A 13,404-nucleotide genomic window follows, 5' to 3' on the forward strand; every position below is an offset into this window, starting at 1 on the left:
GGACCCTCCCCCGAACGGAGTCCGGGGACCCCGCATACCCCGAACGCCGGCGGGGCCGGGCGGGTGCTCCGCCCCCGGACCCCTCGACGGCGCTCCGCGCCCGTGCACTCGAACGCCGCGCGAGCCTTCAAGCCCCTCCGGCATGTGAGGCGCTGGAGGTACCCCCGGAACCGAGTCCGGGAAAGCGCGGGGGCGGAGCCCCGCCAGCCGGGCCCACCGAGCGACCCTCCGGCGCCGCCACCGCGCACCCGAACCGGCCCCACAGGCGGTCGAGGCGCGGGAGGTACCCCCGGAACCGAGTCCAGGAAAGGGCCCGGGGGCGGAACCCGCGAGCTGGGCCCACCGGGCGACCCTTCGCCGCCGCCGGGCACCTGAACCAGCCCGCCGACGATCGAGGCACGGGGGCGGAACCCCGCGAGCCGGGGCCACCGGGCGGCCTCCGGGGCCGCCGGGGCCCCGAACCGGCCCGCCTGCGATCAAGGCGCGGGGGCCCCGGGGTTGGGCACGGGTTCGCCGAAACGTGCCTGTTGTGGGGCGGGGGGCGCTGCGTAGACTCCCGTCACCCTCCCCCGCCCCGAAGGACACGCCCTGTGAACCAGACGTACGCGCTGACCGCGGTCACCGTCGTCGTCCTGGCCACCGTCCTCGTCGGCGCGCTCGGGCTGCGCATCTCCCGGACCACCTCCGACTTCTACGTCGCCTCCCGCACCGTCGGCCCCCGCCTCAACGCCGCCGCGATCAGCGGGGAGTACCTCTCCGCCGCCTCCTTCCTCGGGATCGCGGGGCTGGTGATGCTCCAGGGGCCCGAGATGCTCTGGTACCCGGTCGGGTACACCGCCGGATACCTCGTGCTCCTCGTCCTCGTCGCCGCGCCCCTGCGCCGCTCGGGGGCGTACACGCTGCCCGACTTCGCCGAGGCCCGCCTGGAGTCGCAGGCCGTGCGCCGGATCGCCGTGCTGTTCGTCGTCGGCGTCGGCTGGCTGTACCTGCTGCCGCAACTCCAGGGCGCCGGGCTGACCCTGCAGATCCTCACCGGCGCGCCCGAGTGGGTCGGCGGCGTGGTCGTCGCCCTCGTCGTCACCGGCGCCGTCGCCGCCGGCGGCATGCGCAGCATCACCTTCGTCCAGGCCTTCCAGTACTGGCTCAAGCTCACCGCACTGCTCGTCCCCGCGTTCTTCCTGCTCGCCGCCTGGGCCGGCGACGGCGCGCCCCGCGCCACCTTCGACGCCGGCGCCGTCTTCCGCGAGCACACCACGGTCACGCTCGCCGACGACGTACGGATCTCCCTCGACGCCCCGCTCACGCTGACCGTGACCGGCCGCGTCGACGGACGGGCGTACGACGACGAGGTGGTCACCCTCGCCACCGGGCAGCACGGCGTCCAGGCGCACGCCCGGCTGGAGTTCCTGCCCGGCACGCCGGTCCCGCAGACCCGGCCGGGCGCCGGCATGGGTGTGTCCAGCTGGTCGCAGCCGCTCTCCGGCGACCAGGGCGGCTACCGGCTGTACGCGACGTACGGCCTCATCCTGGCCACCTTCCTGGGAACGATGGGGCTGCCGCACGTGGCGGTCCGCTTCTACACGAGCCCCAACGGCCGGGCGGCGCGCCGTACCACCCTCGTCGTGCTCGGGCTGGTCGGCTCGTTCTACCTGCTGCCGCCGGTGTACGGCGTACTCGGCCGGATCTACACACCGGAGCTGGCGCTGACCGGCGACGCGGACGCCGCCGCGCTGGTCCTGCCGGAGCGGATGGTCGGCGGGGCGGCCGGCGATCTGCTGGGCGCGCTGCTGGCGGGCGGGGCGTTCGCCGCGTTCCTGTCGACGGCGTCCGGGCTGACCATGGCGGTGGCCGGGGTGCTGCACCAGGACGTGCTGCCGACGCGCGGGGTACGGACGTTCCGGTTCGCCGCGCTGCTGGCGATGCTGGTGCCGCTCGCCGGCAGCATCGCGACGACCGCGGTGCCGGTCGCGGACGCGGTGGGGCTGGCCTTCGCGGTGTCGGCGTCGTCGTTCTGTCCGCTGCTGGTGCTCGGCATCTGGTGGCGCGGGCTGACCCCGCCCGGCGCGGTGGCCGGGCTGGTCACGGGCGGCGGGGCGGCGCTGAGCGCGGTGCTGGCGACCCGGGGCGGGCTGGCGCCGGCGGGCTGGGTGAACACGCTGCTGGCGTGGCCGGCGGCCTGGTCGGTGCCGCTGGGCTTCCTGACCATGGTGCTGGTGTCGCTGGCGACCCGCTCGCGGATACCGCCCGGCACGGCGGCGACGCTGACCCGGCTGCACCTGCCGGAGGACCTGACGGCGCACCCGGCGACCGCGTCCGGGGGCGGGCGATGAGCGGGCCGGGGCTGACCGCGGCCGCGGTGGTGGCGGTGCTGATGGCGCTGCTCGCCGGGTTCGCGCTGGGCCGCCGGCACGCGCACCGCGGCGAACGCACCGGCGCCCTGGACCTGGGCACGCCCGTGGAGCGGGCCACCTTCCACACCCTGCACACCGCCTCGCTGGCCGCGCCCCCGCTGCGCGCCGGGCTGACGGAGGACGCCGCGCGCAAGGCGGCGAAGCGGCTGCGGTCGCTGCTGGGCACCGAGGCGCTGTGCGTGACCGACCGGGAGTCGGTGCTGGCCTGGGACGGACCGGGCGCCGACCACCACGTGCGGCGGGCGATGGCGCGGGTGACCGACATGCTGGGGTCCGGGCGCAGCCAGAGCGTACGCACGGAGTGCCAGCGGCCGGACTGCCCGCTGAAGTGGGCGGTGATCGCCCCACTGACGGGCGAGGACGGGGTGCTGGGGGCGCTCGTCGCGTACGGCTCGCGGGAGTCGGCGGTGCTGGTGCGGGCGGCGACGGAGGTCGCGCGGTGGGTGTCCGTCCAGCTGGAGCTGTCGGAGCTGGACCGCTCGCGGACCCGGCTGATGGAGGCGGAGATCAAGGCGCTGCGGGCGCAGATCTCCCCGCACTTCATCTTCAACTCGCTCGCCGCGATCGCCTCGTTCGTACGGACGGACCCGGAGCGGGCCCGGGACCTGCTGCTGGAGTTCGCGGACTTCACGCGCTACTCCTTCCGCCGGCACGGTGACTTCACCACGCTGGCCGAGGAGTTGCGCTCGGTCGAGCAGTACCTGGCGCTGGCCGGGGCGCGGTTCGGGGACCGGCTGAAGGTGACCCTCCAGGTGGCGCCGGAGGTGCTGCCGGTGGCGCTGCCGTTCCTGTGCCTCCAGCCGCTGGTGGAGAACGCGGTCAAGCACGGGCTGGAGGACTCCACGCAGGAGTGCCGGATCACGATCGCGGCGCGGGACGCGGGCTCCGAGGCCGCGCTGACCATCGAGGACAACGGGGTCGGGATGGACCCGGCGCTGCTGCGGCGGATCCTGGCCGGGGAACGGACGGGGTCGTCGTCGGGGATCGGGCTGCCGAACGTCGACGAGCGGATGCGGCAGGTGTACGGCGACGCCTACGGGCTGGTGATCGAGACCGGGGTCGGTGCGGGGATGAAGATCACCATGCGGATCCCCAAGTACCGCGCGGGTGTGTACTCGTCGGGTCCGGCGGCCGGGAAGTGAACCACGGCGGCCGCCCGGCCGTGTGGGCGGGAAACCATCGGACTGCCCGGTGGGCAGCTGGCTGAGGGGATCGCCGACGTGGGGGTCGGGCGTGAACAGCTTCATGACGCGTTCCGCGAGACGGTGCGCGGTACGGCGAGCGGGGACGGCGGTGGCTGTCTGCTCGTCGAGGGGGAGCCGGGCGCCGGGAAGTCGACCGTGCTGCGGGCGCTGGCGGCGGAGGCGGCCGCACTGGGGTGCCGGGTGCGGCAGGGGTCGGCGGACGGCCTGTCGACGCGCCTGCCGCTACGGGCCGCGCTGGACTGCCTGTACCCGGACGGGATCGGCCCGCCGGCGCGGCGGCGGGCGGCGACGGCCCTGCTGGCCCTGGCCGGGGCCCGCACGGCTGCCGGGGCCGTTGCCGGTACGGCGGCCGGGGCCGATACGGCTGCCGGGGCCGTTGCCGGTACGGCGGCCGGGGCCGATACGGCGGCCGGGGCCGTTGCCGGTACGGCGGCCGAGGCGGGTGCGGCTACCGGTGCGGGTGCGGCCGCTGCCGGTGCCGGTGCCGGTGCGGCTGCCGAGGCCTGGACGGGCCGCGGTGACGGGACCAGCACCGGTGACAGCGACGGTGACGGTGACGGTGACGGTGACGGTGGTGACGGCGGCGGGCCGGGCGGGCTGCTGGCGGCCATGGACCACCTGGTCACCGAGGTCGAGCAGTGGTGCGCCGAGCGGCCGCTGGTGCTGATCCTGGACGACCTGCACCTGGCCGACCGGGCCACGCTGCTGCTCTGGCAACGGCTCGCGCGCGCGACCGGGCGGCTGCCGCTGCTGCTGGCCGCGGCGCGGCGGGCGGACAGCCGCCGCCCGGATGTGGGGCGGCTGTGCCACGCGCTCGGTGAACTCGGCGGCCGGACGTTCGCCCTGGAGCCGCTGGACCCGGAGCAGACGGCGGAGATGCTGCGCCAGATCCTGGGGGCCGAACCCGGCCCCCGCCTGCGCGAGGCGGCCGCCCAGGCCGGCGGCAACCCGCGCTACCTACGCGAACTGGCCCTGCACTGGGCGGCGAACGGTGCCCTGACCCTGCCCCCGGGCGCCCTCACCACCCCGCCCGGCGCCGGGCTGGCCGGGGGCACGGCGGCAGGGGCCCGGGCCGGAGGTGCGGCGTCGGGAGGCAGGGCGGCTGCCGCCGGACCGGCCGGAGGCACGACGGCATACGCGTGGGCCCGGGACACAACGCCCGGCACACGGACCGCAGACGCGGCGTCGGGAGGCAGGACGGACGCCGCCGGACCCGCCGGAGGCACGACGGCCGACCCGCGTGCAGGAAGCACGAGGGCTGGCACGCGAGCCGAAGACGGGGCATCGGGCAGCAGCGCGGCTGCCACCGGGCCTGCCGGAGGCACGACGGCATACGCACGGTCCCGGGACACAGCGCCCGGCACACGGACCGCAGACGCGGCGCCGGGAAGCAGCGAGGCTGCCACCGGCCCTGCCGGAGGCATGGCGGCCGCCGGGCCGACCGGGGGCACGGCGGCCGACACGCGGGCCGGAGACGCGGCGGCGGAACGTAGGTCGGCCGCGAGCGCGGCGGCCGCACCGGCCCGGGGCGCAGCGCCCGGCGCGCGGGGACGACCGGCCTCGGCCGGGGCTCCAGGGGTAGCGCCCCGGGCGGCCGGGACGGCGGGGACAGCCGGGACCGCCGCGACGGCAGTGCGCGGGACAGCCGGAACGGCCGGGCGCGGGACGGCCGCAACGGCCGGGACCGCCGCGACAGCGGAGCACGGGACAGCCGGAACGGCAGGGACCGCCGGGGCGGCAGGGCGCGGGGCGGTCGGGGCCGTCGGGGCGGCTGGCGCGGACGGGTTCGTGGGCCGGGGGTTCGTCGAGCTTGCCGTGGGGGTTGCGGAGTTGCCCGGGCCGCCCCCTTCGCTGACGCGGGCGCTGGGGTTCCTCTCCCCCGACGCGTACGGGGCGCTGCGGCACGCCGCTCTGCTGGGCGAGGAGTTCACGGTGGGCGAGCTGGTCGTCGTACGGGCGCGGCCGGCCCGGGAGTTGTGGGCCGAACTGGAGGAGCCCCTGGCCGCCGGGCTGCTGCACGACGACGGCAGCGTGCTGCGCTTCCGCCACCCGGCGCTGCGGCACGCCCTGTACGCGCAGGTGCCCGGCGCGCTGCGGGCGGCGCTGCACCAGGAGGCCGCGCGGGCCCTGGCCGAGGCGGACGGGCGGCCGGCCCGGACCGCGGAACAGCTGCTGGGCGCCGGGCCGTTGGAGCCGTGGGCGGTGCGCTGGCTGGCCCGGTCCGCGCCGGAACTGATCGCGGACGCGCCGGGCCCGGCCGCCGAGCTGCTGGAGCGGGCCGTCGCCCAGGGTGGCCCGGCCCTGCTGGAGGAGCACCTCGCCGAGGCGGCGCTGATGCTGCGGCGGCCCGAGTCGGTGGCGCTGCTGGCGGGCCTGCGCGAGCGGGCACAGGATCCGGGCAGGCGGGCGGGACTGGCCTTCAAGCTGGTCTCCGCGCTGATGGTGCAAGGTGACATGGCGCAGTCGCTGACGGTGTCCGAGCAGGCCCTCGCGGAGGAGTTCCCCGACCCGGCCCTGCGGATACGTCTGGAGGCCTGCCGGGTGCTGGCCCTGGCCGATCTGCGCCGTGCGCCGCAGGCGTACGCCCTGGCGCGCACGGTGGTCGCGGACGCGACGGCGCTGGGCGATCCGGTGTGCGGGGCGGAGGCCCACCACGCCATGGCCTACGCGCTGTTCCACCTGGGCCGCCAGACCGCGTCGCTGCGGCACATCACCGAGGGCGTCGACTGCGCCCGGCAGAGCCCGAGGGCCAACGACATCCGGCTGCTGCTGCTGTCCAACCAGGCCGAGGGCCACACCAGGCTCGACGAGCCGCAGGGCGTGGCCGCGGCCCTGGAGGAGGCCGGTGAGCTGGCCCGGCGGATCCGTTCCACGGGCCGGATCGCCGGTACCGAGGCGCGGATCGCGGAGTTCCACTACCGCTACGGCCAGTGGGACACGGCGCTGGAGGCGGGCGCCCGCGCCGCGGCCGGACCCACGTCGGAGCCCTGGCTGCCGGTGGTGGCGCACGGGGTGCGCGCGCTGATCCTGGGCCACCGCGACGAGCGGGCGGCGGCCGGGGCGGAGCTGGCCCAGCTGCCCGCGGACCCCTTCGCGGTGCCCAACGCCTGCCGGTACTCCGCGTACGTCCTGCTGGCCCGCGCGCAGCTGGCCGAGCGGGACGGCGATCCGGGGCAGGCCCTGCGGGAGCTGCTGCCGTCACTCACGGGCGCCCACGCGGAGGCGGCCGCCGCCGACCGGCACTGGCTGCTGTCGGAGATCGTCCGGCTGGCGCTGGAGGCCGGGGACACGCAGGCGGCGCGGGCCGCGGTGGCCGCGTGCCACGCCGCGGCCGCGGACTGCCCGGAGTGCCCGGATCCGGCCACGGCGGCGCTGCGTTCGCGCGGCCTGTTCACGCAGGACCCGGCCCTGCTGGCGCGGGCGGTGGCGCGCGCCGAGGGTGGGGCGCGTCCGCTGCGGCACGGGCAGCTCCTGGAGGACCTGGCGGTCGCCCTGGCCTGGCGGGGCGACCTGGCCGGGGCCCGGGGAGCGCTGGCGCGCGCGGTGGCCGGGTACGGGGAGCGGGGCGCGTCCTGGGACATCGTGCGGGCGGAGGCGCGGCTGCGGCGGCTGGGGGTGCGGCGGGGCAGCCGCAGCGCCCGGCGCCGGGTCGCCAACGGCTGGGACGCGCTCACTCCGGCCGAACTGAAGGTGGCGCTGCTGGTCGCCGAGGGCCGTACGAACCCGGAGATCGCCACGGCCCTGTTCCTGTCGCGGCGGACGGTACAGACCCATGTGTCGCACATCCTGGGCAAGTTGCAGGTCCGCTCGCGCGCGCAGGTGGCCGCTCAGGCGGCCCGCGGCGGGGCGGGGACGCGGGCCCGGACCGCCACGGAGCCCGGCGCGGAGCCCGGCGCGGGGCCGCCGTGGCCGTAGCCGTGCATACGGCCCCGCAGCGCGCGCAGGGCGTAGTACGTACGGGACTTGACCGTGCCCGGCGGTATGCCGAGCGTGCGGGCCGCCTCACCGACGGAGGCACCGCGGAAGTAGATCTCGACGAGGACGGCGCGGTGTTCACGGCTGAGCGAGCGCAGGGCCTCGCGGACGTCGAGGGCGGCGACCGCCTGGTCCATGCCGTCCTCGGCGGGCGGCGCCTGTTCCAGGGCCTCGGGGGTGACCTCGGCGGGACGGACCAGGCGGGCCCGTCGGGCGTCGATGGCCAGGCGCCGGCCCACGGTCCATAACCAGGGGCGCATGGAGGCGTGATCGCTCTCCAGGGCCTCGGGATGCTTCCAGGCCCGTACGAGGGTCTCCTGGACGAGGTCCTCGGCGCGCTGGCGGTCGCCGTAGGTGAGGCCGAGCAGGAAGCCGTAGAGGGCCTTGCCGTGTTCCCTCTGGAGCCGGGCGAGGGCCCGCTCGTCGGTGCGGCGCGTCAGGGTGGTGGTCACCGGATCGCTCCTTCGCTGGCCGTGGGGTGCCGTTGACCAGAGCGTGGCCGAGGGAACGCGCGGAGTTATCCGCCAGCAGGCGGATAACTGGCCGTCGGCGACCGGCGGCCGAACGGTACGACGAACGGTCGGACGGTCGCCGTCGGCCGCCCGCCGCAGCCTCCCGACGGGACCGGGCCGACCGGGCGACCACGGCCACGGCCACGGCTGGGCCGACCGGAGCCACGGCCCAACCGGCGCCGGGGGCCGCGCGGGCTGTGCCCCGCTCCCGCGCCGCGAACGCCGGCGGGGCCGGGGCTGCCCGGCCCGACGGGTGGAGCCCCTCCCCGGGCCGCGAGGCACCGGGGCCGCCGGGCACGACGCCAGCCAGCGCGCCACGGGCCGAGCCGCAGGTGCAGGAAGCAGCCCGGGCCGCGAGGCACCGGGGCCGCCGGGCGCAACGCTGGCGAGGGTGCCGCGGGCCGGGCCGCCGGCGCGGGAAACGGCCCGGGCCATGGGATACCGGGCGCAGCGCCGGCCAGCGCGCCGCGGGCGGAGCCGCAGGTGCGGGAAGCGGCCCGGGCCGTATGGCCCGGGCCGCTTCGGTGCGGGGTCGGCTCGCTCGGACGGCGGGCCGGACGGGGTCAGGACCAGCTGGCGTGCAGCGGCTTGCCCTCGGCGTAGCCCGCCGCGCTCTGGATGCCGACGACGGCCCGCTCCTCGAACTCGGCCAGCGAGCCCGCACCGGCATAGGTGCAGGAGGAACGGACACCGGCGATGATCGAGTCGATCAGGTCCTCGACGCCCGGACGCTGCGGGTCCAGGAACATGCGCGAGGTGGAGATGCCCTCCTCGAACAGCGCCTTGCGGGCGCGGTCGTACGCCGACTCGTCCGACGTGCGGTTGCGCACGGCACGCGCCGAGGCCATGCCGAAGGACTCCTTGTACAGACGGCCGTCGGCGGTCTGCTGGAGGTCGCCCGGGGACTCGTAGGTCCCGGCGAACCAGGAGCCGATCATCACGTTCGACGCGCCGGCGGCCAGCGCCATCGCAACGTCGCGCGGGTGGCGGACACCGCCGTCGGCCCAGACGTGCTTGCCGTACTTCTTGGCCTCGGCCGCGCACTCCAGCACCGCGGAGAACTGCGGGCGGCCCACGCCGGTCATCATGCGGGTGGTGCACATGGCGCCGGGGCCCACACCGACCTTGATGATGTCCGCGCCGGCGTCGATGAGGTCCTTGACGCCCTCGGCGGCGACGATGTTGCCCGCCACGAGCGGGACCTTCGGGTCGAGTGCCCGCACGGCCTTGATCGCGCTGATCATCGACTCCTGGTGGCCGTGCGCGGTGTCGATGACGAGCGTGTCCACGCCCGCGTCGAGCAGCTGCTTGGCCTTGCCCACGAAGTCGCCGTTGATGCCGACGGCGGCGGCGATGCGCAGCTTGCCGTCCGCGTCGACCGCCGGGCTGTACAGGGTCGCGCGCAGCGCGCCCTTGCGGGTCAGGATGCCGACGAGCCTGCCGTCCTTGTCGACGGCCGGGGCCAGCTTGCGGTGGCCGGCGTCGAGCTGGATGAAGGCCTCGCGCGGGTCGATGTCGGCGTCGATGAGCAGCAGCTCCTTCGACATGACCTCGGAGAGCTGGGTGAAGCGGTCGACACCGGTCAGGTCGTGGTCGGTGATCACGCCGATCGGGCGGTTGTCGGCGTCGACGACGACGCCGGCGCCGTGGGCCCGCTTGGGCAGCAGGGACAGCGCGTCGGCGACGGTCTGGGTGGGCGCCAGCGTGATCGGCGTGTCGAGCACGCGGTGGCGGGACTTCACCCAGGCGATGACGTCGGTGACGACCTCGATCGGGATGTCCTGCGGGATGACGACGATGCCGCCGCGGCGGGCGACTGTCTCGGCCATCCGGCGGCCCGCGATCGCGGTCATGTTCGCGACGACGAGCGGGATGGTGGTCCCCGTCCCGTCGGGGGAGGAGAGGTCGACGCCCTGGCGGGAACCCACCGCCGAGCGGCTCGGCACCATGAATACGTCGTCGTACGTCAGGTCGTACGGCGGCTTCAGGTCATTGAGGAAACGCACGTGCTAAATCCCAGTCGATCGATGGTGACCCTCGGACAGGGCAGCCGAGGAAAACGCACGTACTTCATTCTCCCATGCCCGGGCGTTTACACAGCCCGGGACGATCGTCCAGGACAGATCGGCCCGGATGGTCCTTTCCTCCATGACCTTGGTCGACGTCGCGTACGCCGGACGGCCCTGCGGCCGGCGCGATGTCGAGGATCAGCGGATGGCGGCGCGGCGGGTGCTCTGGCCGGGTACGAGCGGCCGGGGCGGCAGGACGGGGGCGGGCCGGGCGGGGGTGGGCCGGGCGGCCGCTCCGTACGGGTGGGGTACGCCGCGGCCGCGGGCGCCGAGCAGGGTGGCGGCGTGGGCGACGCTGGCGAGGGTGACGTGGTGGTGCCAGCCGCGGAAGGAACGGCCCTCGAAGTCGCGGATGCCGGCCGGTTCGCACACTTCGGTGAAGTCCAGCGCGACCCGGTCGGTGAGCTTGGCGAGCAGGAAGAGCTGGGCGAGCGGCCGGTCGCCGATGTTGGTGACCCAGAACTCGGAGGGCAGCACGGCGGCCTCCGTCCAGGCGCCGACCAGGAGCAGCGGGGTGAGCGGGGCCCGGTCGGGGCGCTCCTCGCAGGGGGTGGCGAGGATGGGGGCGGCGGTCAGCAGGGTGACGGCGTCCTCGCCGCGCCCGTGCCGGGTCCATTCGACGGCGCGGCGCTGGGAGCGCAGCGAGTCGATCAGTTCGCGGGCGGGCGCGGTGTGGGGGCCGGGCTTGTGGCGGCCGGCCCCGCCGAAGGCGACGGGCAGGGAGCCGTCGACCTTGAGGACGAAGGGGATCTCCTGGAGGGAGAGGGATTCGACGCAGGCGGGGAGGTCGGTGTTGCCGGCCTCCATCACCACGGGCCGGCGCTGGAGCCGCCAGCCGGCGGCCATCCGCAGGACGGCGTGCACGGCGTCCTGGGCGGGGGTCAGGGAGCGGACGGTGTCGGGGATGCCGGCCCGCCGGCGGCGCAGGAGTTCGCTGGTCCAGGGCCCGGGGAGGGTCAGCGTCCATTCGACGGGGAAGCTGGCCTCGCTGGAGGCGAGCCAGATCCCGCCGGCCTGCTGGCAGTTGGCGGTGCGGCCGAGCTGGGGTACGAACTGGCGGCCGACGCCGACGGAGCGGTCGCCGGCCTTCTCGATGACCATGGGCTGGACGACCCAGGCCAGGGGGCGCTGGGCGGTGCGTTCGAGGTGCTGGGCGAGGGAGCGGCGGACGGGGGTCCAGTCCCAGGGGGATTTGCTGATGAACTGCTGGAGGCTCTGCTCGACGGAACTGGCCCCGGTTCCGGCGATGTTGCGGATGGTCTTCTTCCCCGCGGTGTGCACGAGGCCGTTGAGGTATACGCGGGCCCAGTTTCGCTGGTCCCGCCGGGGTAAGGACTCGAAGAACAGGGACATCAGTACGTCGATCAATTCGGAGATTTCCTTGGCGGATTCCTCCGGCAGGACTACGCGAGTCATCTGCGCCTCCCCCGCGACCAGCTAGATCCCATACCCTGCTTGAGCGGCCGGAACGGCCGTAGGTCCCGGCGGCTGCTTCCTGAGGTCGCCGGCGGTCTCGAGCCCTCTTCCTCCATCACGAGGGGGATCGGTATCCGGTTCGCGGCGTAGGCGTAGGCGTAGGAGAGGGCGATCAGGAAGTGTGCGACGAGTCTTGATCTCCGGCACGAGAAAGGTGATCACGATGGCGAAGACGCCGTCGCCGAAAGCCTCTGTCCGGCCGGTTTCCGATCCCATGACCTCCCCTTCGCCTCGGGGTTACCGCCCAGTGTTCGACTGAGGGCCGGACGCGCCGGTTCCGGCGCGGCGGGGAGGGCGCGGGCTCTGCCCGCCCTCCCCGCACACGCTACCCAGATACGGGCCGTCAGCCGCCGAATCCCGCGGTCCGGCGCCAGATCCGGCCATCGCGGACGACGCGTGTCCCGAACGCGTGCTCCGGCCGGCCGCCCAGGTTCATGACGGCCCGGTAGAAGGTCGTGTCCTCGGTCTCGATGTACTCCTGGAGCTCGACGAGCGCGGCGAGGGCGGCCATCCGGCGGACGAACACCGGGTGCAGCTCGGCGATGCCGTAGGTGTCGGCGATCTCCACGACCCTGGCGGAGCGCTGCTCGGGCGCCCGGTCGAGATTGGCGCAATCCCGGGCGGCCGCGACGAGCGGGGAGATGCGGGGACCCGCCGCGCGCGGCGGCCGTGGCGACGTGACCGCCCTCGGTGAGCAGGGGCGGTGCACCCCTTGCGATCAAGGGGTGCACGGATGCAACGTTGATTACATGATTACAGCCGAACAGCGTGAGCAGCTCCGCGGCTGGTTCGCCGAACGCCTGCCGGTGGACGTCTACGAGGAACTGGTCGAGGTGGTGGTCGACCGCGAGGAGATCACCGTCGTCGGCCGGATCCCCGCGGCCGAGTCCGCCGAGGAGTTCCGGGAACGCACCCGCGAGCAGCGCATCGAGGTGGCGCGCGAGGCCGAGGGCCTCTACCGCCGCAAGGTCGCGTGGGGCGTGCAGAACGAGGGCGGGCGCACCCTCTTCACGCACCTCGCCGTGCCGGTCATGACCCGGCTGCGCCAGTCCGAGCGCCAGGTCCTCGACACCCTGGTCGCGGGCGGCGTCGCGCGCAGCCGGGCCGACGCCCTGGCCTGGTGCGTCCGCCTGGTGTCGCAGAACGCCGACACCTGGCTGGCCGACCTGCGCTCCTCACTGGAACAGGTCCAGCAGGTGCGCGCCCAGGGCCCGGACCTGGCCGACACCGGCACCGGCACCGGCACCGGCACCGGCACCGGCACCAGCGCTGGCGCCGAGCCGACGGATCCGGGCCCGTCGCCGGAACCCGGCCCCGACTCCACGAAGTCCGGGGCAGAGTAAGGGAATTCGGGTGCGTCCACGGGCGGTGCGCGGAAAGGGTAGCCGCGAACGCCCCGTCTCCAGGGAAAGGTACAAAGACCATGACCACCAGCGCGACGACCGTCGAGTACATCCGCTACCGGATCGCGTTAGACGACCAGCAGGCCTTCGAGGAGGCGTACCGGCGGGCCGCCGAGTCCCTCGCGGCCTCGCCGGAGTGCCTCGACTACGAGCTGACCCGCTGCGAGGAGGAGCGCGAGCGCTACGTCCTGCGGATCCGCTGGACCTCGATCGAGGACCACCTGCAGGGCTTCCGCAAGGGCGAGCACTTCCCGGCGTTCTTCAGCGCGATCCGTCCGTACGTGACGGCCATCGAGGAGATGCAGCACTACCTCGGTACCGGCATCGCCGGCACCGGAAAGGCTTCCCGCTGA

At 75.3% G+C, this 13,404-nt stretch carries 9 protein-coding genes; 5 read left to right on the forward strand and 4 right to left on the reverse strand.

The window, feature by feature from the left end:
- The first annotated feature begins 590 nt into the window (after window positions 1-590).
- The 3 genes from ACZ6KO_RS22490 (at window position 591) to ACZ6KO_RS22500 (ending at window position 7,531) form a co-directional block, all read left to right on the forward strand.
- Complete coding sequence (locus ACZ6KO_RS22490; RefSeq protein ID WP_469305793.1) at window positions 591-2,330, forward strand: sodium/solute symporter; 1,740 nt, start codon at window positions 591-593, stop codon at window positions 2,328-2,330.
- Entirely contained in the window at window positions 2,327-3,553 is a 1,227-nt protein-coding gene (locus ACZ6KO_RS22495) for a histidine kinase (protein WP_469305794.1), read from the forward strand. The genes ACZ6KO_RS22490 and ACZ6KO_RS22495 overlap by 4 nt, the downstream gene beginning before the upstream one ends.
- Before the next feature lie 78 nt (window positions 3,554-3,631).
- Window positions 3,632-7,531 (forward strand): helix-turn-helix transcriptional regulator, encoded by a 3,900-nt coding sequence (locus ACZ6KO_RS22500; protein ID WP_469305795.1) that lies wholly within the window; start codon window positions 3,632-3,634, stop codon window positions 7,529-7,531.
- Here ACZ6KO_RS22500 and ACZ6KO_RS22505 read toward each other — a convergent pair.
- The 4 genes from ACZ6KO_RS22505 to ACZ6KO_RS22520 all read right to left on the reverse strand — a co-directional run bounded on the left by ACZ6KO_RS22505 (window position 7,444) and on the right by ACZ6KO_RS22520 (window position 12,216).
- A complete protein-coding gene (locus ACZ6KO_RS22505) occupies window positions 7,444-8,043 on the reverse strand; it encodes a sigma-70 family RNA polymerase sigma factor (protein ID WP_469305796.1) in 600 nt (199 codons plus the stop codon). The two genes, ACZ6KO_RS22500 and ACZ6KO_RS22505, sit on opposite strands and share 88 nt — an antisense overlap.
- A gap of 623 nt (window positions 8,044-8,666) precedes the next feature.
- Window positions 8,667-10,109 (reverse strand): GuaB1 family IMP dehydrogenase-related protein, encoded by a 1,443-nt coding sequence (locus ACZ6KO_RS22510; protein ID WP_469305797.1) that lies wholly within the window; start codon window positions 10,107-10,109, stop codon window positions 8,667-8,669.
- 201 nt (window positions 10,110-10,310) lie between these two features.
- Window positions 10,311-11,588, reverse strand: a complete 1,278-nt coding sequence (locus tag ACZ6KO_RS22515; RefSeq protein WP_469305798.1) for an IS701 family transposase — start codon at window positions 11,586-11,588, stop codon at window positions 10,311-10,313.
- 403 nt (window positions 11,589-11,991) lie between these two features.
- On the reverse strand, window positions 11,992-12,216 hold the full coding sequence (locus ACZ6KO_RS22520) for a hypothetical protein (protein WP_469305799.1): 225 nt from the start codon (window positions 12,214-12,216) through the stop codon (window positions 11,992-11,994).
- A 181-nt stretch (window positions 12,217-12,397) separates the two neighbouring features.
- On the opposite strand from ACZ6KO_RS22520, the gene ACZ6KO_RS22525 reads away from it, so the two are divergent.
- Both ACZ6KO_RS22525 and ACZ6KO_RS22530 read left to right on the forward strand, forming a co-directional pair.
- Window positions 12,398-12,991, forward strand: coding sequence for a hypothetical protein (locus ACZ6KO_RS22525; RefSeq protein WP_469305800.1), 594 nt, complete (start codon window positions 12,398-12,400; stop codon window positions 12,989-12,991).
- Window positions 12,992-13,071: 80 nt separating this feature from the next.
- Window positions 13,072-13,404 (forward strand): putative quinol monooxygenase, encoded by a 333-nt coding sequence (locus ACZ6KO_RS22530; protein WP_469305801.1) that lies wholly within the window; start codon window positions 13,072-13,074, stop codon window positions 13,402-13,404.

The sequence above is a fragment of the Streptomyces sp. NPDC042102 genome (assembly GCF_055582305.1).

Excerpts from the sequence above, each read along its gene's own strand:
- ACZ6KO_RS22525 (WP_469305800.1), top strand. The coding sequence starts at position 12,398 with ATGATTACAGCCGAACAGCGTGAGCAGCTCCGCGGCTGGTTCGCCGAA.
- ACZ6KO_RS22530 (WP_469305801.1), top strand. The coding sequence starts at position 13,072 with ATGACCACCAGCGCGACGACCGTCGAGTACATCCGCTACCGGATCGCG.
- ACZ6KO_RS22495 (WP_469305794.1), top strand. The coding sequence starts at position 2,327 with ATGAGCGGGCCGGGGCTGACCGCGGCCGCGGTGGTGGCGGTGCTGATG.
- ACZ6KO_RS22515 (WP_469305798.1), bottom strand. The coding sequence starts at position 11,588 with ATGACTCGCGTAGTCCTGCCGGAGGAATCCGCCAAGGAAATCTCCGAA.